The sequence below is a fragment of the Erysipelothrix urinaevulpis genome, from assembly GCF_009828835.1.
Taxonomy (GTDB): Bacteria; Bacillota_I; Bacilli_A; order Erysipelotrichales; family Erysipelotrichaceae; genus Erysipelothrix; species Erysipelothrix urinaevulpis.
Map to the genome: position 1 here is coordinate 256,883 of NZ_WTTB01000002.1, position 22,671 is coordinate 279,553.

21 protein-coding genes and 1 other RNA gene are annotated in these 22,671 nt (G+C 34.7%); 4 read left to right on the top strand and 18 right to left on the bottom strand.

Going from position 1 to position 22,671, the window contains the following annotated elements; translation table 11 throughout:
* Window positions 1-115 precede the first annotated feature (115 nt).
* The 5 genes from recA to GVV10_RS03305 all read right to left on the bottom strand — a co-directional run bounded on the left by recA (window position 116) and on the right by GVV10_RS03305 (window position 3,410).
* A complete protein-coding gene (gene recA, locus GVV10_RS03285) occupies window positions 116-1,108 on the bottom strand; it encodes a recombinase RecA (RefSeq protein WP_159519555.1) in 993 nt (330 codons plus the stop codon).
* 46 nt (window positions 1,109-1,154) lie between these two features.
* A complete protein-coding gene (gene pgsA, locus GVV10_RS03290; protein WP_159519557.1) occupies window positions 1,155-1,748 on the bottom strand; it encodes a CDP-diacylglycerol--glycerol-3-phosphate 3-phosphatidyltransferase in 594 nt (197 codons plus the stop codon).
* Window positions 1,745-2,626 carry a helix-turn-helix domain-containing protein gene (locus GVV10_RS03295; RefSeq protein WP_159519559.1) on the bottom strand — a complete coding sequence of 294 codons (882 nt, stop codon included), beginning with the start codon at window positions 2,624-2,626 and terminating at the stop codon, window positions 1,745-1,747. The genes pgsA and GVV10_RS03295 overlap by 4 nt, the downstream gene beginning before the upstream one ends.
* A gap of 130 nt (window positions 2,627-2,756) precedes the next feature.
* An RNA gene (rnpB, locus tag GVV10_RS03300) (RNase P RNA component class B) lies at window positions 2,757-3,089 on the bottom strand.
* Window positions 3,090-3,098: 9 nt separating this feature from the next.
* Window positions 3,099-3,410: a DivIVA domain-containing protein gene (locus GVV10_RS03305; protein ID WP_159519561.1), complete on the bottom strand. Its 312-nt coding sequence runs from the start codon at window positions 3,408-3,410 to the stop codon at window positions 3,099-3,101.
* Between the two features lie 189 nt (window positions 3,411-3,599).
* On the opposite strand from GVV10_RS03305, the gene recU reads away from it, so the two are divergent.
* Genes recU through GVV10_RS03320 form a run of 3 tightly spaced genes read left to right on the top strand, consistent with a single transcriptional unit; the run spans window position 3,600 to window position 7,922 of the window.
* A complete protein-coding gene (gene recU, locus GVV10_RS03310; RefSeq protein WP_159519563.1) occupies window positions 3,600-4,181 on the top strand; it encodes a Holliday junction resolvase RecU in 582 nt (193 codons plus the stop codon).
* Window positions 4,178-7,141 carry a transglycosylase domain-containing protein gene (locus GVV10_RS03315; protein ID WP_159519565.1) on the top strand — a complete coding sequence of 988 codons (2,964 nt, stop codon included), beginning with the start codon at window positions 4,178-4,180 and terminating at the stop codon, window positions 7,139-7,141. The genes recU and GVV10_RS03315 overlap by 4 nt, the downstream gene beginning before the upstream one ends.
* 52 nt (window positions 7,142-7,193) lie before the next feature.
* Window positions 7,194-7,922, top strand: coding sequence for a DUF695 domain-containing protein (locus tag GVV10_RS03320; RefSeq protein ID WP_159519567.1), 729 nt, complete (start codon window positions 7,194-7,196; stop codon window positions 7,920-7,922).
* 42 nt (window positions 7,923-7,964) lie between these two features.
* Here GVV10_RS03320 and alr read toward each other — a convergent pair whose 3' ends face one another.
* The 8 genes from alr to GVV10_RS03360 all read right to left on the bottom strand — a co-directional run bounded on the left by alr (window position 7,965) and on the right by GVV10_RS03360 (window position 16,934).
* The gene (alr, locus tag GVV10_RS03325) at window positions 7,965-9,083 is read right to left on the bottom strand and encodes an alanine racemase (RefSeq protein ID WP_159519569.1); all 1,119 of its coding nucleotides are present in this window, start codon (window positions 9,081-9,083) and stop codon (window positions 7,965-7,967) included.
* On the bottom strand, window positions 9,077-10,093 hold the full coding sequence (locus GVV10_RS03330) for a D-alanine--D-alanine ligase family protein (RefSeq protein WP_159519571.1): 1,017 nt from the start codon (window positions 10,091-10,093) through the stop codon (window positions 9,077-9,079). Before GVV10_RS03330 ends, alr begins: the two co-directional genes overlap by 7 nt.
* 2 nt (window positions 10,094-10,095) lie before the next feature.
* A complete protein-coding gene (locus tag GVV10_RS03335) occupies window positions 10,096-11,403 on the bottom strand; it encodes a UDP-N-acetylmuramoyl-tripeptide--D-alanyl-D-alanine ligase (protein WP_159519573.1) in 1,308 nt (435 codons plus the stop codon).
* A complete protein-coding gene (gene nth / locus GVV10_RS03340) occupies window positions 11,400-12,020 on the bottom strand; it encodes an endonuclease III (RefSeq protein ID WP_159519747.1) in 621 nt (206 codons plus the stop codon). Before nth ends, GVV10_RS03335 begins: the two co-directional genes overlap by 4 nt.
* Before the next feature lie 5 nt (window positions 12,021-12,025).
* Entirely contained in the window at window positions 12,026-12,523 is a 498-nt protein-coding gene (locus GVV10_RS03345) for a DnaD domain-containing protein (RefSeq protein WP_159519575.1), read from the bottom strand.
* Window positions 12,523-12,987 carry a transporter gene (locus GVV10_RS03350; protein ID WP_159519577.1) on the bottom strand — a complete coding sequence of 155 codons (465 nt, stop codon included), beginning with the start codon at window positions 12,985-12,987 and terminating at the stop codon, window positions 12,523-12,525. Before GVV10_RS03350 ends, GVV10_RS03345 begins: the two co-directional genes overlap by 1 nt.
* Before the next feature lie 105 nt (window positions 12,988-13,092).
* Window positions 13,093-14,628: a hypothetical protein gene (locus GVV10_RS03355; RefSeq protein ID WP_159519579.1), complete on the bottom strand. Its 1,536-nt coding sequence runs from the start codon at window positions 14,626-14,628 to the stop codon at window positions 13,093-13,095.
* An 8-nt stretch (window positions 14,629-14,636) separates the two neighbouring features.
* Complete coding sequence (locus tag GVV10_RS03360; RefSeq protein ID WP_159519582.1) at window positions 14,637-16,934, bottom strand: SH3 domain-containing protein; 2,298 nt, start codon at window positions 16,932-16,934, stop codon at window positions 14,637-14,639.
* Window positions 16,935-17,191: 257 nt separating this feature from the next.
* Between GVV10_RS03360 and trhA the strand changes: the two genes are divergently transcribed.
* Window positions 17,192-17,851 carry a PAQR family membrane homeostasis protein TrhA gene (trhA, locus tag GVV10_RS03365; RefSeq protein WP_159519584.1) on the top strand — a complete coding sequence of 220 codons (660 nt, stop codon included), beginning with the start codon at window positions 17,192-17,194 and terminating at the stop codon, window positions 17,849-17,851.
* Window positions 17,852-17,936: 85 nt separating this feature from the next.
* Here the strand turns inward: trhA and GVV10_RS03370 are convergent, their stop codons facing one another.
* The 5 genes from GVV10_RS03370 to GVV10_RS03390 all read right to left on the bottom strand — a co-directional run bounded on the left by GVV10_RS03370 (window position 17,937) and on the right by GVV10_RS03390 (window position 22,663).
* Window positions 17,937-18,716: a DeoR/GlpR family DNA-binding transcription regulator gene (locus tag GVV10_RS03370; protein WP_159519586.1), complete on the bottom strand. Its 780-nt coding sequence runs from the start codon at window positions 18,714-18,716 to the stop codon at window positions 17,937-17,939.
* A 62-nt stretch (window positions 18,717-18,778) separates the two neighbouring features.
* Window positions 18,779-19,819, bottom strand: coding sequence for an S-methyl-5-thioribose-1-phosphate isomerase (locus GVV10_RS03375; RefSeq protein WP_159519588.1), 1,041 nt, complete (start codon window positions 19,817-19,819; stop codon window positions 18,779-18,781).
* A gap of 2 nt (window positions 19,820-19,821) precedes the next feature.
* A complete protein-coding gene (gene mtnK, locus GVV10_RS03380) occupies window positions 19,822-21,018 on the bottom strand; it encodes an S-methyl-5-thioribose kinase (protein WP_159519590.1) in 1,197 nt (398 codons plus the stop codon).
* Window positions 21,015-21,518, bottom strand: a complete 504-nt coding sequence (locus GVV10_RS03385; protein WP_159519592.1) for a GNAT family N-acetyltransferase — start codon at window positions 21,516-21,518, stop codon at window positions 21,015-21,017. Before GVV10_RS03385 ends, mtnK begins: the two co-directional genes overlap by 4 nt.
* A 2-nt stretch (window positions 21,519-21,520) precedes the next feature.
* Complete coding sequence (locus GVV10_RS03390; protein WP_159519594.1) at window positions 21,521-22,663, bottom strand: iron-containing alcohol dehydrogenase; 1,143 nt, start codon at window positions 22,661-22,663, stop codon at window positions 21,521-21,523.
* Window positions 22,664-22,671: the final 8 nt, after the last annotated feature.

A 22,671-nucleotide genomic window follows, 5' to 3' on the forward strand; every position in this document is an offset into this window, starting at 1 on the left:
AACAAAAAAAGTTGAGACCGCAACGAATTAAAACAAGATGCTTGCTTTTGACTTGTTTTACCAAGACTTTGAGGAAAACTCATGTCGTTAAGCATAAAAAAAGGAATGACTTTCATCATTCCTTAGCTGGTAATATTTTAACACGAATATCATTTGCTATTTCTTCTTGTATCGCAGGATTTTCTTCTAAGAATGTACGAACAGCTTCTCGACCTTGACCGATTCGTTCTTCTTTATAAGAATACCAAGAACCACTTTTATCAATCAAGTCATATTCAACACCTAAATCAATGACTTCTCCAAGATAACTAATTCCTTGTCCATACACGATTTCAATTTGAACCTTTTTAAACGGAGGTGCAACTTTGTTTTTTACAACACGAATATTAGCCTTATTACCAAAAACATCTTGGCCTTGTTTCATTTGTTCTCCACGACGAATGTCTAAGCGTACAGATGAATAGAACTTAAGTGCACGACCACCTGGTGTAGTTTCAGGATTACCAAACATAACCCCAACTTTTTCACGTAACTGATTAATAAAAATCGTTGTACATTCAGATCGATTCATTGCCCCTGACAATTTTCTCATTGCCTTGGACATCATACGAGCTTGTAAACCAACTTGAGCATCGCCCATTTCACCATCAAGTTCAGCTTGAGGCACAAGCGCTGCAACAGAGTCCACTACAATTAAATCAACAGCCCCTGAACGAACTAAGACATCAACAATTTCCAAGCCTTGTTCACCACTATCGGGTTGAGAGAGAATTAATTCTTCAATATTGACACCTAAATTTCGAGCGTACAGTGGATCAATTGCGTTTTCCGCATCAATAAACGCTGCTTTCCCGCCTGCTTTTTGACACTCAGCAATAGCATGCAAAGCGAGCGTTGTTTTTCCACTTGACTCAGGACCAAAAATTTCAATGATCCTTCCTTTTGGATAACCACCAATTCCAAGTGCAGCATCAAGACTTAATGAACCAGAGCTAATCGCATCCACATCAACAGCACTGCGATCCCCTAACTTCATTATCGATCCCTTACCAAATTGTTTTTCAATTTGTTTTATTGCATCATCTAAAATTTTATCTTTTTTTTCCATTTATATTGCCTCCATCATTATGATAAGCATATCTTTATAGTATTCCTTAAATTGATTCAACCAAGAATGAACGACTTTGAATAACATATGACGCTCCACTAACAACAGACATTAGGGTTGCAAACCAAACCATAATATTTGCTACTGGAATATTATATAATTCAAATGGTAAATTATTGAGCAAGATTAAGATAATTGCAAACATTTGTGCAACAGTTTTAACCTTCCCTAAATACCCCGCTGATAACACCATTCCTTTTTGAGCTAACAACATTCTCACTGCATCAACAATCGTATCGCGCCAAATCATAATCAAGACTGGCACAATTGATACAGATCCATTATATGCAAAAATAATAAACAAGGTATTCACTAACAATTTATCAGCAATTGGATCTAAAAATTTTCCGAAAACTGTGATCATATCACGAGACCTTGCTAAATAACCATCTAAAAAGTCAGTAAATGAAGCTACTGCAAACAAACTTAACAATGCAATATTTTTCCATGTCAAAATAACTGAGTCAATCACCACATATGGTATTTCAATGCCAAAATGGCTATATGGAAACAATTCCACTAAAACGATAATCGGTATTAATATAATTCTAAAAACAGTTAATTTATTTGCTAAGTTCATTCTGTTACTTCTCCTTCAACAAGTTTAAATTCTAAAACTAAACCGGATTGACTTTCACCTGCTTCAGGTGCTAGTTCAATTTTTTCTTCATTCAAAGTTATGATGTTCCCCTTTACATAACCTATATTTGCAGAAAGAACCTTGTCTTTTTCTGCTTTTAGTATTACTTTAACATCTTGATCTGTTTCGTAAATCCCTTGAGCTGGCGCATCTAGGACAACGCCATTTTCAGAAAAACGCACCCAGGTTCTATTCACTACTTTCAAGTCGAAGGTCAATTCATCGCCCTCTTTCCATCCTGTAATTTCATAGTGAAATGGATCCACAGTTTTCACATCAAGTTTCGCAACATCTTCTGGTTTTTCTTCAGGCTTTTCTTCACCTTCATCCTCAGGTTTTTCTTCATCGGGCACTACAATCACTGGTGGATTAATTGGATCTTTCGCTTGTAATCCAGGCCAAATGACTTTTTGCCATGCAACCACCAAAAGTGCGCCAATCACGATGACAACACCTACCAAAATAATGCTTGAAAAATCAATTTTACGTCTTGCTTTAGCGCCACGTTTGGCTTGGGTTAAAACACGTTCATTAATTTCTTCTTGTTTCCTAATTTTTGATAAACTAACAGTATCTGTGTATTGATTAATTGAATCATCTAATTGATTTCGAATTTCATTATAATCTATCCCCAACGCATTCGCATAGTAACGAACAAAATACGATAGATAAGATAAATCATCTTTGAAAAATTGGATGTCGCCACGTTCAATCGCTTGTAATTGTACAATTGATAATTTCGTTTGTGCACTCATTTCTTCGAGTGTGTAATTAAGTTGTTGTCGACGTTCCTTTAGTATAGCTCCAATATTTTCCAAGCTGGTCACCTTCCTTACTATTGTTAATTATAACAAGGTCCATACCTTAATACAATCACTTGCTTAAGTCTTTAACTTTTTACATATAAAAAAAACCGAATAGGTCGGTTAATTTTAGTGCATTGACACTCAATAAGCCATGTTCTGTTACGATAATCATTTATCTACACCGAAGTGTCCGTTCTTTGCTTCATTTTGCATTGAACAGTTCCCCTACCTAATTTGGGTTTCTCGCTTATGGGGTTTACCAACGTTCCACTTCTTATATTTCTATAAGACCTCGTCTCTGTGGCACTTTTACAGTAAAATTCCATAGCCTAAGCCTTAGGGATTTTAACAGCCGTTACGGATGCCTCCGTACCTCGTCTTGATTTTTCGACCGAGCACAAACACTACTGTCATCGCAGACAGTGCGAGCATGGACTTTCCTCTACTTTTAAAAAGCAGCGATTATCTTTTGTGTCATTTAGTTTTATTCTTTATTAAAAACAGCTTCCTCTAATTTTGAAACTCGTTTGAGAAGATCGACATGATTTACTTCTTTGGGTGAATCCTCAGAAGCTCTTTCTCGCCCTTCATACTCTAAGAGCAAACGTTTTTGTTGACTTAAGGCATCTTCGTATTTATTCAACAAGTCTTTTTGTTGTTGAATAATACTTGAAAAATACTCATAATCATGAAGTACAAGATCCAAAAATTGGTCCACTTCTAAAGCACTATACCCTTTAAAATCGACATGAAATTCTTTATTAAAAATGTCATCGATTTTTAGTTTTTGCTTCATACAATCACCTCTAGCATCATTATCTCAAATTTAAGGCTAAGTTTCAAGATAATAAGTCTTTATCATTAATTCTTTCACTTCTCTCAAAAGTAAACAGTATTATCCTTTTAATTGTACCCTTAACTTTTGTAATTTATGTGATTTCGTGAATTCAATTAAATTTTATAGTATAATACCTATGGTGATTCAATGATTAAATATCCTGGTGGAAAAAAAAGTTATAAAAAACCTGACTCGTTTGCATTAACCAGTCGGCGAGGTATGAGCCTTGAAGAAGACATCAACAAAACAAACGATTACTATTTATTTATGGATATCGGTGTGGTTCACAAAAAACCAACGCCAATCCAGATTGTGAATGTTGACTATCCTTCTCGAAACAAAGCCAAAATTACTGAAGCTTATTTTAGACAAGCATCAACCACCGATTACCAAGGGGTTTACAAAAGCATTGCCCTGGATTTTGAAGCAAAAGAGACAAAAAACAAGACTTTATTTCCACTGGCGGCTTTGCATCAACACCAACTTGATCACCTTCGTGCTGTTAACAAGCATGGAGCCGTAGCATTTTTAATCATTCGTTTTAACACACTTGATGAAACATACCTGATTTTTGCAAAAGATTTTCTACAGTATATTGATACTTCAGAGCAACGTTCTCTTCCTATTAAATGGATTAGAGATGTTGGCTACCTTGTTGAATCAACATTCAAAAAACCATGTGACTATCTAAGCATTATCGAAGATGTTTGTATAAAGGAGAAAGTATGACTAACAAAAAAACAAAAAAACCTAAGGTCAAAAGTCCATTTCACACACAGCGAATTATCGCGAAGATATTAGTGGTGATTGTCGCTTTAGGACTTATCGTAACAAGTGCCTTTTCAGTCTATGCCTTTGGCGTAATACGAAAAGCACCTGAACTATATGTCGAAGATTTCATTCAACCAGAATCGACAAAAATATATGATAGCGATAACAACGAAATCTATGATACTGGATTGAAAATCCGTGAGAACATTACTTATGATGATCTTCCTCAATCGTTGGTTGATGCCTTCATCGCAACAGAAGATTCGCGTTACTTTACACATAGCGGATTTGATGTTCCTCGTTTTACTAAAGCTGCACTTGAGAACTTACTCTCATCATTGAGACATGGAAGAATAAGTTTTGGTCAAGGGGGGTCTACCTTTACAATGCAGTTGATCAAAAACACTCACTTTATGTATGAAAATCCTGAGACTGGTGAAGTCGTGTTACCTGAAGGTGGCGTTAAAGGGATTGATCGTAAAGTACAAGAAATTTATTTATCACAAAAACTTGAGAAGTCTCAATTATTAAGTAAAAAAGTTATATTCGAGCTCTACCTCAATATGATTAACTTTGGAGCGGGCAACAATATTTTAGGTGTTCAAAACTCTGCCGAAGCCTATTTCGGAAAAGAAGTTTCAGAGTTAAACTTGATTGAATCTGCATTTTTAGCTGGAGTTATTAATGCTCCGTCTGTGAACTCACCTTATTACTCAATTAAAAACGCAACCGAAAGAACACATGATGTTTTAAACTTGATGAACAGACACGGCTATATTTCAGATGATGAATATAAATTAGCGCTTGCCGTTAAACTTGAAAATATTTTTTCCGATAACACAACTGCCATTGGTGATGCACTTCCATATCAAGCTTATATAGATGTGGTTATCGATGAAGTTACAGAGCTAACAGGTCTGAACCCTACTGTTGTTCCAATGAAAATCTATACATCAATGGACCCTGACATTCAAGATGGCATCGATAAATTCCAACGTCGTGAAATTGAATCCTTAGATCAAGATCGTGGCGGAGAAAAAACTCATATCCAAGTCGGGTCAGCCGTAATTGGAAATAAAACGGGTGAAATCATTGGGATTGTTGGTGGTTATGATTATAATGGACGCCTTATTCATAATCGCGCCCTTTCAAAATCATTCCAACCTGCCTCAGTTATCAAACCTGTTGTTGATTATGCCTTAGCCTTTGAATATTTAGGTTGGTCAACAAGTCATGTCCTTGTCGATGAGCCTTGGGTCTATCCTGGAACAAACTTCCTTGTCAGCAACTATGACAGTCGCTACTGGGGTGAAACCACAATTATGGATGCCGTAGCAGATTCTCGAAACGTTCCCGCTCTTAAAACATTGCAAGAATCCGTTGAAACAATTGGACGTGAAGGCGTGATTGAGTATCTCAACAAAATTGGTTATTCTCAAGTAAATAGTGAAAACTTTGACCTTGGTTATGGAATTGGGGGTTCAAGTTTTATAACATCCCCTATTGAAATTGCTGGATCGTATACTATGTTGATGAATGGTGGTAACTATACAGAACCACACACTGTACGTAAAATTGAATTTTCTGATGGAAGAGAACCATTGATTCCACAATATTCAAGTGTACCCGTCATTTCTGATGCTGCCGCTTATTTAACAACTCGAACAATGAAGTATGCTGTTGAGGGTCCATACCCTGGTTACTTAACCGGAATCCGAAAACCTTATACAGTCTTTGGTAAAACAGGAACTAATAACTGGGGAGAAAACAGACCGAGTTACATTCCACGTAATGCGATGAGTGACCGTCTCATGGTCGCAGCGACCGATCAATTCTCAATGGCAACATGGATTGGTTTTGATAAAAAAGATGAAAAATACAAACCTTGGTTCTCTCCTCAGGAAGCTCAATTCAATCTTCCAGGTAAATTGAACTCATACATTCTAGACTTACTCAGCGAAAAATATGGTAGTGGAAAAGATATTGCTCGACCATCAGGTGTCGCTGAATTCAAACATATTATCGGGACATTCCCTTATCAAAAACCATTGAATGATATGAACCCAGAACTTATCACAACTGGCTTAATTAAAAAAGAGTTCTTGAATTTAACGGATGCGCAGCCGCAAGAACTTAAAGATTTGAAATCACAAACAGTTAAAGCAAGTCAAGAAAATCGTCAACTAAATATTGATGTTGAATTAACACCTTATCCAGACAAAGATAAGCTAAAAGTCGCTGAAAAAACTTTAGTCATGAAATATCCTGGCGGAGGCAATTCAGCAAGCGGACGAAAACTATATGATGAATCATGGCTCTTTGGAGCAGTTCGTTATAAATCCGAACTTGTCGTTGATGGTAAGGTTGTTAAAGAAATTATGGGCGATAATCCAAAACAATCAATCAGTTATACTCTGAATGGTAATGAAAAAAATGTTGAAGTGGTTTCCTATTACACCTATGAATTAAGTGAAAGTAGAAAATCAAACATTAAAAAACATACTGTTAAAATTTCAGAGATTAAAGATCAAGGACCATCCTCCAACGATCTGGATGACATTTTAGATTGGGCCGATGACAACGATATTGACAATGTCTATTTAAATTGGTTAGAAGATACTCGAATCAATCGATTCGAAACAGTCCAAAGCACCAATCCTAAGGTGATTAACACATCTGTTGATTTAGCTTCCCTTCAAAGAAACGGACTCAACATTGATGTGTATGATTATATTTTTACTCTAAACAACAAACGTCCTTATACCGACTTCCCACGTGAAGTAGCAAATTATATGGATGTCGAAACACAAGGCACTGGTACTCACATTGTGGAAATGAAACTTGATGGAAACTCCATCAATAAACTAGTGCTTTCAAAACACAGAAATAGTACCCTACGTTTAGTTCTTGGAAACTAATTATTATCAAAGAACCCGCCCAGCGGGTTCTTCTATTTTAAAGGAGTTTATGATGAAAACAATTTTATTAAGCCCTGAATGGGAAACATATTATTCCAATATAGAAGAACGATTGAATGTCGTAAAAGTTGATATGATGGCTAAAGAGTCAAAAGATTCCTATCCTCATAGTTTGTTTATCCGAATTGATTACCCCTTACAAGAACAATGGCCCAATGAAAACGAAACAGCTCAAATCGTTAAGTATTTAGAACATCTTGAAGCGGCATTAATTCATGAAAAAATAGATCTAAAGTATGTTGGTTCAACGCAAAATAACGAGCAAATCGACCTCGTATTTGTCGCTGATGAAAAACATGACTTAAGTTCAATTCTATCTGTAATCATCCATGATCCGTTTCAACATTCATGGTTACACAATGATCACTTTAGCCTTTATGAAACTTTACTTTATCCAAGCGATCTTGATTTAATTTACATTTACAACAGAAGTCTTTTGAAGGAGTATTATCAAAGTCATGATGAAGAATCTCATGACATTTATTTTTACTCAGTATTTCATACAAAAAAAACTGCACAAGATTTTATAACGGCAGTTCATCAAGATTTTGAAATTTTAGAAACTATTTTAACAAAAGACTTACAATACATTGTCCAAATAAAACGTGTTGAAACAATGAGTTTTATTAGTTTAAATGAAGTTGCGGTGCATCTGCATCATCTCGCTTCACAATTTAGCGGGCATTACATATCACTTCATTATCAAGCAATCCAAAATTAAAAGAAGTCGTGCACTACTCTGCACGGCTTCTTTTTTCTTAAACTATTTAACGTATATTCTTGGAATCGAATAACGAATATGACTTATTAATTCATTTATCGTTTGACCAGTATGCTTGATGTAATCATAAATTGTTTGATCATCTGTTCCAAAAAGAACAACTTCATCCTCTGGTTTACAAACGACATCAGTAACATCAACCATAAATTGAGACATGGCTATATCTCCTAAAATACTGCATTTTGTCCCATTAACTATAACTTGACCACCACTTTTTGTAAATGTCTTCATAATGCCGTCAACATAACCACTTGAAATTGTAGCAATTGTCATGTCTTTTTTTGCTTGAAATTCTCGTCCATAACCAACATATTCGCCTTCTTTTATTTCTTTGATCATCGCAATTCGCAAACGCATTTCAATTACGGATTCATATCCCATTGATTTCGATTCTTCGAGCTGAGAAGGATGAAACAAACCAAACAAGACCATACCACATCTAACTGCTGAGTACCCTAAATCACCGAAATTTAAAATTGAAGGTGTATTTTGCATATGAGTCATTCTAGGATTGATACCAGAAATAATCAAATGATCTAATACAGCATTAAAGCGCTCTATTTGAAGCTTGGAAAAGTCAAGGTCATCCTTATCGTAGGATTGTGATGCAACAAAGTGAGAGTATATCCCTTCAACATCAAGACCTTCCATTGAAAATATTGATTGAATATGATCCAGTTCATGGTATTTCAATCCTAAGCGATTCAAGCCAGTATCAACCTTTATATGAACCTTTATATTTTTTCTTTGACCTTTAGCAAACTCAGCAAGGTCAAGTGCGTACTGATAATTAACCGCTGCTTGAATTACATCATACTCAAGTAAATATTTAAAATTCGAATGCAGTGTAACCCCTAAAAGTAAGATAGGTGCCTTAACGCCTGCTTTACGAAGTTCTATTGCTTGATCGATACTCAAAACAGCTAAAACATCAATACCCATACGTTCACACAGTAATGCTGATTGAACTAAGTCACAGCCATAGCCATTTGCTTTAATCACTGCAATAATCTTACTTTCATCATTTAAATTAGTTCTTAAAATTCGTGTATTTTCTTTTATTTTTGTCTCATTAATATAAAGTGTTGCATTGTCTAACATAAGGAATCCTCAATTAAACGTTGAATCAAGTCAGTATAGTCTACGCCAACATTTTCCATCATTTTGGGATAACGAGAATTGGCGGTAAAACCTGGAATTGTATTAACTTCATTAAAATATATCTCATTATTTTTTGTGACAAAGAAATCAAGGCGTGAGAATTGATCACAATAAAGTGCATCAAATACTTTTGATCCCATTTCTTTAATTTCATCTAAAACAATTTTTGGGAAAAGCGATTCCTTTAGAGTTTCAGTATTGTGTGGGTGATATTTTTCTTGGAAATCAAAAACTTCACCACTCACATTCACTTGGTCAACCTCTGAGATGATGCGACCTTCTTTTGTATCTAGAATTGACATTCCAACCTCAGTACCATCAATATACTCTTCGATTAAAACACGATCATCAAATTCAAGGGCAACGTTAATTGCTTTTTCTAAATCTTGTGCAGTCTTAACATAACTAACACCAAATGAACTTCCTTCACGACTGGGCTTCACGATACATGGATAAGCTATCAACGTATGATTAACCTCTTTGAAGGATGAAATCAATTGATACTGGGCCATCGGAATTCCGGCATGCTCACAAATAATATGAGTATAGGCTTTATCCATACAAAGTGCTGATGATAGAAGATTGCACCCTGTGAACGGAATGTGTGCTAAGGCTAGTAGTCCTTGAACATAGCCGCCTTCTCCTGTTTTCCCATGCAACATTAAAAATGCTCCGTCGATCGTCAATTTTTCATTTTTTTCTACATTATAAAAACCTGGACTTTGTTGATCAAAGCGAAGATAAAGTTCTTCATGATTTTCAAGTTTTAATGCCGTCATTTCATCAAGCGTATACAAGCCATGGTACCATTTTCCATCTTGGCCAATATAAATCAGCTGACAATTATAATCATCATGTGGAAAATTCTCATAAACCGATGCTGCCGAAGCAACAGAAACATCGTGTTCACTATCCATCGATCCAAAAATTAATGCAATATTTTTTTTCATAGTTAATCATCCTTCCTGACAAGGCGTTCAAGTGCATATGAACGTGATCCTTTAATTAGTATTAGTGCTTTTTCTTCAAATAAACATTGAACCTGGTGATCAAGTGATTCAAAATCATCAAACACTTCGATATCATAAAAGTTTGATAATTTCTTAAACTCATCCCCAAGTGTATAAACTTTCGTTACTTTAGATTGTTTTAGTGCATCTAAAACTTGACGGTGTGCAGCATCGCTTTCAAATCCTAACTCAACCATCTCTGATAGGACACAATAACGAGGCCCTTCAAATGTATAAGCATCCATCAATTCAAGTGCATACAACGTACTTGATGGATTAGACTTGTATGCATCTAATATTAGCGTACTATTTTTATGTTGTAGAATCTCAGTGCGTAGCCCTGTCAGTTCAACATTGTTAAGACCTTCTTTTATTGTTTCTTCATCAATCCCCATGGCCAAACATAGCGCAATAACACCCGCAGCATTACTTGCTTGATGAGACCCCATTAAATTAGTTGAATAGAACTCATTATTTACACTAAATTCCACACCAAAGTTCCCTAGTTTTATGTCTTTTACAATAAAATCATTGGATTCATCGAATCCATACGACTTGAATTTTCGACCAATTCTTGATTTATAATGATCAAAGTCTCCTTGGTAATAAGCAAGGTTAGGATTCTGTATACTGTCAAAAATCTTAACCTTTTCGTCTGCGATATGATCAATGTCTTTAAAATTGACCATGTGAGCAGGCGCCAATGAGGTTAAAAGTGCCCCATCAGCCTTCATGAGATTAACCATGTTGGAAACCTCTCCTGGCTTATCAAGACCAAATTCAAACACTCCATAATCATAGGAATCATCTAAATTAAATAAGTTTAGATAAGTGCCAATTTCTGTATTCTGATTTGAATGGGTTGCCCATGTTTTACCCTTTAACGATAAAATCGAATGAAGCATATCTTTCGTCGATGTCTTTCCATTACTTCCGGTAATGCCAATGACAAATAAATCTAATGTATTACGATAGGAAGTTGCTATTTTATTTAATGCAATCAGTGTATCATCAACAACGATTTGCGGGAAATCTAAATCCATTTGATGATTAACTAACAACGCACTGGCGCCATTTGAAATTGCCGTCTCAGCAAACAAATGACCATCTACTTTTTCTCCCACTAAACATACAAATAAATCATCTTTTTTCACGAGTCGTGAATCAACAGCAACGCCGGTAATGCTCGTTTCAAGAATGGCTTTCCCTTGTGCCCAGTTTGCGATAATATCTAAGCTTGTTTTTCTCATAATTGGTGTTTCTCCTTAAGTTCTTCCAACAATTTAAAGGCATCTTCGTTATTTCTTGCTGTCGAATGATAACGTCCAAACAATAGAAGTAAATGATGTGCTCGATGCCAATCTTCGCGTTTAATTTTACGCTGTAACTTTTGTTCAACTTGTAACACGGTATCATCAGGCTTTGCTAATTTTAAACGTTTTGCAACCCTTTCAACATGTGTGTCGACCGCAATTGCCGGGATTCCAAACCCTTCAGACAAGACAACATTCGCCGTCTTACGTCCAACACCACTTAATTTCATCAGCGATGTTCTAGTTTGAGGAACTTCACCCTCAAAATCATCCATAATTTGTTGAGAACACTGTTTAATAAATTTAGCTTTGTTTCGATATAAACCAATCGTCTTTAAATAGTCTTCCAAATCTTCAAGAGTAGCTTGCGCCATTAACTCAGGAGTTGGATAAGCGGAAAACAAATCTTTAGTGACTTTGTTGACAGCGATATCCGTTGTTTGAGCCGATAAAATTACGGCAATCAGCAATTCAAAAGGATTGTTGTAATCTAACTCAGAATGAGCACCAGGATATTCATGATTTAAAATCCATAATATTTCATCAACTTTCACTGTTTTCACTTTCCTTCCTGACGTTTATTCACAAGTATTGCATTAATATAATTCATTGAAGCCTTTTGGTAAATCAGCGCCTGTCTTAAGGCATCAATAATCTCTTCTTGAGTATATGTACTCAACCACTCATTCAACATAACCAATTCATTTTGTGACAAAAGTCGACCAAATTCAGATTCAAAAACTTCAAAAATATCCTCATCGACATATTCATACATTAAACCATTAGAGAACAATGCATCTAGATTAAATGCAATTCGATCACGATCAGGTTTAACACTTAACACTTGACTTTGAACAAGCGATTGAATCGTCTCATCCACTTCAGAAAGTTCCAAATTACAACTCTTCGCAAAACTTGGTAAATCAATGACACGATTATGAGAATTATAATAATCAATCATTAAAACAACAACCGTTTGTTTAGGACTTAATTCAAGTCCTCCTAAATTTTCTAAAACCCAATCTCTACGATTGACATAAGGTTTATTCCACCACATTAAAAATCACTCCCTAAATGAAACACAACATCTAACGTATCTACATCTAAATACGTTTCAAATTTATTTCCTTTTAACACATAAACTAACGTATCCTCATAAACACCATAGGATATTTTTTCTTTACTAACACCTAACTTTTTAGCAGCTTCATAGGCTCGATCTATTTCATAGACATCATTTTCTTCAACCTTTGACAAATCTTTGTTAAACCAAACAATTTTGTGGCCATCTTCTGTTTTAACATTGGTTATATAGTAGACATCATCAAGAGAAAAACGACTCAATAAGCGAGCTTCATTATACCCTTCTTTTTTCATCATTGCTTCGATAAAGAGACGGTCTTCACGCTCATATGCACGTTTAGGTCCTCCGATAAAAATTACATATGACAGTAAAATCAAAAGCGATATGATTACAAATAGAATCAAGTTTTTAGATATCTGTTTAATATTAATATTCATTACGACACCTCACTGTTTATTTTACCACATTTTATGAGTTCGGGGATGGTATTCCGCTAATATAGCATAAAAAAACTTCATCCGTAGATGAAGTTAATTAACGCCTTAGTGAAATTGTGATCGTGTCTTTTTCAAAACATACAAAAGAACAAAACAAATGATAAGTAACATCACAGATATCCCTGTTGCAATCAGTGCATACAATTGGAAATTCCCTGTTGTCGCCTGGTCAAATGATAACATCATAACTGTTGCTAAATCCTTTGAATCATTATTATTCAATAGATCAAACTCCCCATCATCCTTCGCAGCAAAAACAATTTCATTGACTTCTTTCTCTCCATCAGCTGAAACAGCCCATGAATCAAATACCGAAAGTTTTTCCTCTTCAACAAGTGTCCAAGATTTATAGGTTTTCTCAAACACTAAACTCTTGTCCATGTCGATAATCGCTTTATCAATTTCATAATTTTTAGCGGTATACCCTTCACCACGAATTTTCTCAAATTTCATGTCATCAGACACTTCAGCCACAATCAATAATTTATCAGCAGCATTTTTGACTAAATCGACCTCAAATTGAACGTTGTTTTGTTCATCAATCGAAACCCATTTAGCATTATTTTGATCATCAACCAGTAAAATAAGTTCTAGTTTATTCTTTTTAAACTTAACAGTTTCTACATCGCCAAGTTTAAACTTAACGGCTTCAAATCCATTCTCTTTCATATACTTATCTAATAAATCATCTTTATAGACCGTATATGCACTATCCTCTAATTTAAACTCAGCATCAATTTCATCATTTTTCTTAACCTCAAGGGTAATATCTTGACTAATATCACCTTGCTTTGCCTTAATTGGAATCTTTATGCTTTTTTCATCCTCTTTAAAGGTAAATTCTTTATCATACGTAAGTGTCACATCTTTTTCCAATTCCTTTAATTCAAGTGAGAATGAGTCAATCCGTTTAGGTAAAGTATAAGTATAGTCAAAAATACTTTTTTCTGACTTAATCGTTTCAATGACTTCATTTTTATTTCGATCAGACATTGATGTTATCTTCATTTCACTAAACAAAGGTGTATTTTTCTTTTCTTCTTTTTCAGCTTCCTCTTCAGCTTTTTTTAATTCCTCAGCTTTTTCCGGATCATTTTTAGCATTTTGTTTCTCTTCTTCTTCCCTTTGGCCCCCCGAACTTGGTCCGCCTGTCCCTGGTTTTGTTGGTTTAGGGTCTGGATTTGGTTTCGGTTTTGGTGGTTGAACATTATCAGGGACATTTACCCGAAAATGGCTTGTAAATTCATCACTTTTGGTGCCATTACTTATTTTTCCTCTTAATGTTATTGTAGCCTCTCCTGGTTTATTTGCTCGAATATTAATTGTCGTAGATGAATTAAACGTTACTACATTTCCACCGTTATAATCTGATCCTCCAGTGATTGAAACTACAGAATTATTAGAACTTGAGACAGTTCCTTGAATACCATAGTTCGAATCTGTAACATAAAACGTTACATTACCATTTGAGTTTATTTTTAGTGACGAAGTACCTTTTGCATTAACTGAAGCCGAAAACACGGTAAATACAGTGCTAATTAATAACACGAGAACTATAATTATTGATTTTGTTTTTTTCATAAGACTCCTTATCTATTTAGGTTAATTTTTCCTAACATATGGTTTTTAATTTGCATCAAATCAGATATATCAATCAAACCGTCCTCGTTTGTATCAGCGTTATTATAGTATTTTTTATCCAACAGTTTTTTTCCTAACATATGATTTTTCACTTGCATTAAATCAGTTATATCAATAACTTTATCACCATTCACATCACCTTTAAGATGTTTATCGGGATCTGTTGGTATTTCTGGTTTAGTCTTGCTTACATAGTCTGCATGGACATACCCTACTTTGTTATTAGGAAGTTCTATTTCATACCAAGACGCATTGTATTTAATCGCCATAATTTTGTCACCATGATTTAATGTAGAAACAATGGCCGATGATGTATTGGCTTGCTCACGGACATTTAAATAAGCAACATTATCTGGTAAATCAATGTAATGAACTGTTTTGTTTTCAACAGGTTTTCCTGGGTCTTTATCTGTTACACTTGCTTTTGGAACATAACCGAAAAGCCCTTTGTAGGAGACTTTAACCCAACCGTTTGTTGAGTCCCAAGCATCAACCTTTGTTCCTTTTGGAATTGTCATTAAGGTTCGGCTGTTTGATTGCCATACTGACTTCATCGCTGTATTGGAACTTAGATAATACTGTTTTTTAGTGTTTGATGTTGAGACGCGTGGTGAATTTATTGTTCCTTTTTTCTGAGTACCACTATCAGCCTTTTTAAGTTGTGATGTTAAGATATAACCGAATTCTTTGGTTAAATCACCTTCAACATAGTTTGTATCAAAATCTAATACTGCTTTTCCATTGAGGACAGATGTATAGAGATTTGTTTTTGTATAGTTACCAGATTTCCCTAGATTCACAATCATTTGTTTTGTTAATGGGGAACCTTCTGTTTTATACCATTCACTACTATTTGAAGCATTCTTATAAACCGGTGTTTTTGTGCGGTCTGGGGTCATATTGAGCTCGTAAGCGTTGTAATCTTTAAACCCTAATAGTTTATCGGCAGAGTAGGCATGACCTGCTACTTTCTCCCCATAATAAGGATCTGATGCATACAGAACAGTAATTCCTGAATCTTTGTTTCCAAAACTTGGACCATAATGAAAACTAAATCCTGGTCGAGTATAGTTTTTCAAGTGGACACCAGCCTGTTCTGAAATTGAATCAAAGACACTATCATATTCCTTAGCATTATCAGGATTACTATCGACTGCACCGTAGCCAAATAGATTATTATATTTGTTTGCGATATTTGATTGTGCCCAGTCCGATTCATGAATGGCTTGAGCAAACAGTAGCAATGGATTAATACCGTATTTATCACCAGCATCTCTAAAGCTTTGTTCTTTATTTGTGATGGCTGTTGATGTCTTTCCATTGATACTCATAACTTTATTAAAGTCATCGCCGTTATAATTAGAACGAGACTTAATGGGTAACCATTGGTAATAGGCATAAAATTCTTTACCCTTAGCGACTTCTTGTTTCAAATCAAGGTCTTTGTAGAAACGAATACCATCCGCAGAATAATACTTCCCTTCAGGTAGCCAGTCAGGTGCTAAAGCATAACGCAAACCACTGTGACCAAGTGAAGGATGTGTTCTTCGATAATGAAGACTTAATTCACGATAGCCATTGCTATCTTTTTGGACACGATATTCAACAGGCGATACGACCATTGAGTAAGGTTTTTCAGGATTACTGCCATAGTAAGTCTCATTTCCACCCATTCTAAACGAAACTTGCTTTTCAACATAAAGCATTGGAATAATATCACCTTTATCTGCTTCCATGTAACCTTCTTTACCAGCAAGTTCAATATGAAAAATCATTCGATTACTATAGATTTCTGTCCCGTAGTATTGCATAAGATAATGTGATGCAACATACGTACTTCCGTTTGCTAATGCTTTATCACGATAATAATTCATCGTCACTCCATGATTTGACTTTGAACCCTTCCGATAAGGATAGGTTTGAACATATCCACGATCAGCTGCAACTATTTTTTCTGGACTTAAACTTTTCGTTGACTTTACAACATAGTTCGCTTCTTTTTTGCTTAATTCTTTCATTTTATTATTTGCAGTATTAAAATTAGTACTTGTTAATAAACTTGGTCCATACGTTATTTTTTTTGTACTTGCATTATAATTAAGTTTATGAACAGAGTAACTGGCTCCTTTGTCATCAACAAAAGCCGCAACATTACTTTTTCCAATCAATGTCCCTACCATTAGTGTCAAAGCAATAACAAAAAGGAAACTTGTCTTCGCTGCTTTTTTGAATGTTATTTTATTCAAATGAATACCTCTTTTCCCAATAAAGTCATAGTATATATGAGTTAATTCTTTTGTGTTTGAAATAGTCTTAAAACTGATAGTTTATGTCTAAATTGTACCTATAATCATTATAAAGCATCAAATGGGCTTTGTAAAACATTTACATTCTTCATTTGTATCTTTTTGGCGCTTTAAAAATAAAATAGTTTGAAAGTCGAATTAATACCTTTAATTTTAATTGGTTTATGGTATCATTAAAAAGATTGGAGTATAAAAAAATGTCAAATATTAAAGAAACAGCAAAACAAAAATTAAAATTATCTTTTGGCGAAGAAGTTGCGAATTCAACAAGCCATGGTCTCATGTCACTTTTAGCACTTTTCGCTTTACCATATGTCGCCGTCAAAGCCTACCTTAGTGGTGGAGTTTTACTATCAGCATCAAGTTCAATCTTTGTGATTTCTATTTTTATGATGTTTTTAGGTTCTACACTTTACCATGCAATGGCCTTTGACACACAGCATAAATTTGTATTTAGAATTTTAGATCATATCTTTATTTATGTTGCAATTGCTGGCACCTATACGCCTATTGCTTTATATGCAATTGGAGGTAAATTAGGATGGTTTATTGTCATTGTTCAGTGGTTAATGGTTCTATTTGGTATTCTTTATAAATCATTGTCACGAAAATCCATTCCGACAATATCAGTCACAATCTATTTGGTTATGGGGTGGATGGCTGTATTGCTCATTCCAAGTCTAATTAAAAATACGAGCTCGCTTTTCTTGGCATTAATCGTCTTAGGTGGCGTGTTGTACAGCATTGGAACTTGGTTTTATATGCGACAAGAAAGACCTTATTATCATACTGTATGGCATTTATTTATTAATCTTGCCGCTACGGCTCATTTCATCGCCATTGTCTTTGTGATGTAGACCAAACATATACTTTCTTCTAAAAGTGCTGACTTTAGCACTTTTTTTGTTTGAAAAAACACTGCGTTTTAAACGCAGTGTCAATTTATTCATAGTTTGTGAAGGCATCATTGTCAATATATCGAATCGATAATTCATTCAATTTGTCTTTCCATTCTTGGGGAAGACTATTATCTGTGATGATTGTATCCACTCGATCAAGATTTGCTAAATGGACAAATGACACTTTATCAAATTTAGAGTGATCTGCGACAATTATTTTCTCAGCGCCACGATTCAAAACAGTCCGATTCAACATCACAATATCCTCATCAATATCTGTAAAACCAGCCTTAATGTCCATCGATTTGGGTGAAATGAAAACCTTGTCAAAATGATAACGCTCAACTTGTTGAATTGCATTCGGTCCCACAAAACTTCTATTTTGAGACAAATAGTTTCCACCAATTCCTACAAGATCAATTGTTTTACTACTACTAAGAAAATGAAGAATATCAATTGAATTTGTCACTACAATTAGATTTTCATTAAGAATTGACTCGGCAATACTCAATGAGGTTGTCGATGAATCTAAAAATATACAGTCACCTGAATTAAGGTTTTTTCGCACTCGTCGGGCAATGATTTCCTTATTTTCCTTGAAGATTGTTCTTAGAACAGTATTGTCGACATAACTTTGAACTCGATTTGATAAAACAGCACCACCATGAATTTTATCCAAAAAACCCTCTTTTTCTAAATCATTTAAATCACGTCTAATCGTTTCTTCACTCACATTAAACTGTTTTGATAATTTTGAAACGTGGACTGTCTTTTTCTCTAATAAAATCGACTTTATCATTTCTCTTCTGGTAATTTGTAACATGAACAATCCTCCTTCTAACTCTTATAGTATAGCATTAATACAGTAGAAGATGAATGCTCCTCCTATTTGAAATAACTATCTAAATCAAAGGGTGAAAATATTCCTTTTTCAGTAATCACACCGCTACAAAATTGTGGAGGCGTAATATCGAATGCTGGATAGTATGCTTTCACACCATCCATTGTAGCTTTTTTACCTAAATGAGTCAGTACATCGTTATGATCTCTTTCTTCAATTTCAATGGTTTCAAGATCTTTATGGATGGTACTTGGGGCTCCCGTAACATAATAAGGGATGCCATGATAATGTGCTAAGACAGCAATTTGAAATGTTCCAACTTTATTAATAACATGACCATCTTGAGTTATCATATCAGATGCAGATGTAAATAAATCAACCTTCTTTTCTTTCATAATATAACCTGGCATATTATCGGTAATGACATGAACATCAAATCCCATATCATTGATTACACTTGCTGTTAATCGAGCACCTTGTAAATAAGGTCGTGTTTCAGGTGTTATAAATTTAACATCTTCTTTTCCTTGTAACTTCAAATGTCGACATAACATCCCCACAATCGTTTCTGCAAAACATTGGGTCATAACTGTTCCGCCTTTAGGAACCTTCGTTGCTAATTGCTCTCCCATTTTCTCAATCCTGGAATAGCGACCACTTACTTCTTCAATCGCGTATTCTTTAACAAGTTCAATTAGAGCATCATGATTGTGCCAGTCATTTTCAATTACTTTTGCATATGATTGGTCAACAATATTTTTCATCCTGCTTGATGTTGTTGGACGGGCATTCGCAATTGCATCTGCTGCTTCACGCATAAAAGCAATGGTTTCTTTTTTATCTAAGTTTTTTATTTTACATTCATGCGCAGCAAGGACCATTCCCATCGATGCAGCAAGATAGGGTCCACCACTTTGTGTTACCATGTCTTGAATCGCTTTCACCACATCATGATGAGTATGACAAACAACATATTCAGTTTCCATCGGATAAATTCTTCGATCTAAAATTCGAACGACACCATCTTCAAACCACGCAACATTTTCGAACTGCAAAATAAAAGCTAAATCTTTATCAACTCTCATCTTTACACCTGCACACTTTCATTTATAATTGACGTAAAATCATTACCTACTTGGATTTTATCACGATTTAAGATAAGGTCTTTACCGATTGATAGTATTGATCGTTCTATCTCAGCAATTTTCTCATGGTCTTGTACTCGATCTAAATCCCAAACCTTAGCAACACCAACAGTTCTTCGAATCATCTCTGTTCCAGCATAACCGGCGGTATCACTCATTATTTTTTCTAGATAATAATCTTTAAAGTCACTATTGTTGAACATATAAGTCGTTACATCTTTTTCATATTCATTGTGATAAATCACAATAAACTCATCGATCATTTCTTTGATTGAATCAAGCAACCATTCTTGATAGTTTTCATGTTCACTCTTATTTTCATATTTAGAAACGACATACGAAATTGTTAAACTTGCTATAACATTACCAATGTCATATCCCATCGGTCCATAAAATGAAAACTCTGGGTCAAATACTTTGAAATCATCATGACTTATAAAAATTGAACCTGAATGGAGATCACCATGAATCATAGACTCCGTGTTATTCATAAATTGATTTTTTAATTTTGCTACTTCTAATTTAAGTTTGTCATTTTTGTATAGTTCCTTTGTAACGAAATCTTCATTCGATGCATGATAACGATTTAATTTTTGATTATTTAAATAAGGCTCTGTAAAAACTAATCGCTCAGAGATCTCACACATATCAACATTCACCAAGTGACCTGCCAAATTCTTTTTTTCTTCCTCATCCATCACTAAATCAGTTGTTTTAAATAGTACATCATACAGAAAACGACTTAGTTTTTTTGCAAGATGTGGATAGGTTTTATATTCTTTTAATCCTTCACGTAGCACATCAAAACTTGATAAATCTTCCATAATAATACAATTCATATCCGAAGAATAATGATAAACTACCGGTACAGAACCAGGGCTTAATTGGTTTTGTCTTGTTAAAATTTCATATTCTATTTCATTTCGCTTCGTTGATAACTCTCGTGTGTCTGAATCTCGAATAAAGCTATTTGCGAATTTAACAATAACCGAATGGTCTTCATCATTCACCCGATAGATATAGTTAACATTGCCATCCCCCACTTCACTAATCTCAAGTTTGGCGTCCTTAGGGAAAATTGATGTGTTTTCCTCAACTAATTGTAATAATTTTGTTTCTAATTCAATATTTTTACTCATTTTTCCTCCTTATTTTTAAGCATTAATCCCATATAATAAACGTCTTCATACGTTCCATTCACAATCGTATCTTCTTTAAAGTCACCTTCTATCACAAAACCAAGCTTTTTGTATAACTGCACAGCTGGTGTATTAGACTGTAATACTGTTAAATCAAGTTTATGTAAATCAAGCCATTTATCGCCAATTTCAATGATTTCCTTCATTAGATGATAACCTATTTTCTTACGATAATGATCTGGATGCACTGCGATTGAAATTTGAGCTTTATGTTTTTTTCGAACATTTTTACTCAATCGCAATTGTGCATAAGCTATAGCTTTACCATCAACAACGGCAAGTGTATTAAACTTGTTTTTTCCCTCAAAGTACGCCTGAGTCTCTGCCTCAGATTCATAAGGCATCGACAATAAATTAGGGTAGACATCCTTACATGTTCTTACTTTATTGAGATCTTTAGAATATTCATTTGAGTAAGGAACAATTGTGAATTCATTCATATTCAGTACACTCTTTCGTATATCTCAAGTATCTCTTTTTTTGTCGGCTGGATTGGATTTCTTGGTAAATTACCATCCTCCAGTGCTTTATCAGCAAGTATATCTAGACCATCTATACTTACACCCAATTCATTTAACGGGGTCTTTGTTTTTACCCTGATAGACAATTCATTCACTTTTTCAATGAGATAAACTGCTTTTTCTGATGTTGTCATCATTAATCCTGGATATAAGTAATCGGTAATTTCAGCATACTCAGCTTCAACTTTTTTATTATTATAAACCATGACTTCAGGTAGTAAAATTGCATTGCATAAACCATGCGGAAGATTATAAACGCCACCCAGCGCATGAGCCATCGAATGCACAAGTCCCAACCCAGCATTAGCAAAAGCAATTCCTGCAAGTGTTTGTGCATAGATCATATTATCTCTTGCTTCAACATTTTTACCATTTTCACAAGCTTCTACCAAGTTTTCAAAAACCAGTTTGATTGCTGATAAGGACAACTCTTTTGTTAAACGATATGCACCCACCGATACATAACTTTCAATCGCATGAGTTAGTGCGTCCATTCCCGTTGATGCTGTAATTGATGCTGGCAAATTAATCATCATATCTGCATCATTAAAGGAGCAATACGGTAAGGCATTGATATCTTTAAAGATAAGCTTTTCTTGTTTATCTGGATCTGATATCAAATATGCTCGTGATATTTCACTCGCAGTCCCTGCTGTTGTATTCACTAAAAATGTTAAAGGTGCAGGGTGATTCGATTGATTAAATCCTTCATAATCCTTAATATCGCCACCATTACTTGCTAATATCCCTACTGCTTTTGAACAATCGTTGGGTGAACCACCACCAACTCCAACAATGAAATCACAAGCATAGTCATGATAAAGTGCAGTTGCTTCATTGACATTGGTAATGGTTGGATTTGGGTGTACATTATCATAAACAACATATGCAATATTATGATTTTCTAAACTTGTATAAACGCCATTTAAGACACCTAATTTGTTTAGATTTTCATCCGTAATAATTAATGCTTTCTTAAGTTTTTTTTCTTTTGCCATTTCACCCAGTAATGAAATACATCCTGAACCAAATTTATTAATCGCTGGTAATACAAGTTCTTTCATAGTTCCTC

Bases quoted from the DNA above. Each gene is read 5' to 3' on its own strand.
- GVV10_RS03335 (WP_159519573.1), bottom strand. From the start codon at position 11,403: ATGAGAAAAACAAGCTTAGATATTATCGCAAACTGGGCACAAGGGAAA.
- GVV10_RS03375 (WP_159519588.1), bottom strand. From the start codon at position 19,819: ATGAGAGTTGATAAAGATTTAGCTTTTATTTTGCAGTTCGAAAATGTT.
- recA (WP_159519555.1), bottom strand. From the start codon at position 1,108: ATGGAAAAAAAAGATAAAATTTTAGATGATGCAATAAAACAAATTGAA.
- GVV10_RS03385 (WP_159519592.1), bottom strand. From the start codon at position 21,518: ATGAATGAATTCACAATTGTTCCTTACTCAAATGAATATTCTAAAGAT.
- trhA (WP_159519584.1), top strand. From the start codon at position 17,192: ATGTCAAATATTAAAGAAACAGCAAAACAAAAATTAAAATTATCTTTT.
- pgsA (WP_159519557.1), bottom strand. From the start codon at position 1,748: ATGAACTTAGCAAATAAATTAACTGTTTTTAGAATTATATTAATACCG.
- GVV10_RS03390 (WP_159519594.1), bottom strand. From the start codon at position 22,663: ATGAAAGAACTTGTATTACCAGCGATTAATAAATTTGGTTCAGGATGT.
- GVV10_RS03305 (WP_159519561.1), bottom strand. From the start codon at position 3,410: ATGAAGCAAAAACTAAAAATCGATGACATTTTTAATAAAGAATTTCAT.
- GVV10_RS03330 (WP_159519571.1), bottom strand. From the start codon at position 10,093: ATGAAAAAAAATATTGCATTAATTTTTGGATCGATGGATAGTGAACAC.
- recU (WP_159519563.1), top strand. From the start codon at position 3,600: ATGATTAAATATCCTGGTGGAAAAAAAAGTTATAAAAAACCTGACTCG.
- GVV10_RS03370 (WP_159519586.1), bottom strand. From the start codon at position 18,716: ATGTTACAAATTACCAGAAGAGAAATGATAAAGTCGATTTTATTAGAG.
- GVV10_RS03350 (WP_159519577.1), bottom strand. From the start codon at position 12,987: ATGAATATTAATATTAAACAGATATCTAAAAACTTGATTCTATTTGTA.
- GVV10_RS03320 (WP_159519567.1), top strand. From the start codon at position 7,194: ATGAAAACAATTTTATTAAGCCCTGAATGGGAAACATATTATTCCAAT.
- alr (WP_159519569.1), bottom strand. From the start codon at position 9,083: ATGTTAGACAATGCAACACTTTATATTAATGAGACAAAAATAAAAGAA.
- GVV10_RS03315 (WP_159519565.1), top strand. From the start codon at position 4,178: ATGACTAACAAAAAAACAAAAAAACCTAAGGTCAAAAGTCCATTTCAC.
- GVV10_RS03355 (WP_159519579.1), bottom strand. From the start codon at position 14,628: ATGAAAAAAACAAAATCAATAATTATAGTTCTCGTGTTATTAATTAGC.
- mtnK (WP_159519590.1), bottom strand. From the start codon at position 21,018: ATGAGTAAAAATATTGAATTAGAAACAAAATTATTACAATTAGTTGAG.
- GVV10_RS03345 (WP_159519575.1), bottom strand. From the start codon at position 12,523: ATGTGGTGGAATAAACCTTATGTCAATCGTAGAGATTGGGTTTTAGAA.